This is a genomic window from Frankia sp. CcWB2 (assembly GCF_977927585.1).
This window is the reverse complement of record NZ_CDWRCM010000137.1, coordinates 11776-12329: the sequence shown is the minus strand read 5'-3', so window position 1 is coordinate 12329 and position 554 is coordinate 11776. Positions and strand designations below refer to the sequence as shown.

The following is a 554-nucleotide window of genomic DNA, read 5'->3' as shown; positions in this document are numbered from 1 at the left end:
TGCTGTGCCGTCCGGTAGTTATCTGGCCATCGCCCACGCCAGCAACGAGGTCTATTCCGAGGAGGCGGAGCGGGTGCGGCAGTTCTGGAACGAGAACGCCACACCACCCATTGTCTTTCGTGACGCGAAACAGATCGCTGTGTTCTTTGACCGGGTCGAGCTGCTCGAGCCCGGCGTCGTCTCGTGCTCGCGGTGGCGGCCGGCCTCCAATGATCTCGGTATCCCGGCCGAGGTGCAGCAGTTCTGCGGAGTGGGCCGCAAGCTCTGAGGACTTCTGCCTGGCGGCTCGTTCAGCCTCGTCGCCGGCCGGACGACGCGTGAGGGGACTTCCCCTCCCGCCGGGCCCCACCGATGATCCGAACGCGCCGATCCGCCCGGCGAGGACCGGACCGGCCCCGGGTACCGATCCCGCCGGGGTCAGTACCGCCGGGGCCGATCCCGCCGGGGTCAGTACCGCCGGGGCCGATCCCGCCGGGGCCGGTACCGGCCCGGTCGACGTGCCGAGCGTGCTGGTGGTCGCCGACAAGTTCCCCCCGGTGCTCGGCGGCATCCAG

General features: G+C 70.4%; 1 protein-coding gene and 1 pseudogene. Both read left to right on the top strand.

The annotated features are described in order from the left end of the window. A partial coding sequence (locus ACY45C_RS14740; RefSeq protein ID WP_462188175.1) for an SAM-dependent methyltransferase occupies window positions 1-268 on the top strand: 268 nt, incomplete at its 5' end. Between the two features lie 49 nt (window positions 269-317). Beyond that, a pseudogene (locus ACY45C_RS14735) lies at window positions 318-554 on the top strand (hypothetical protein); the annotation flags it as partial.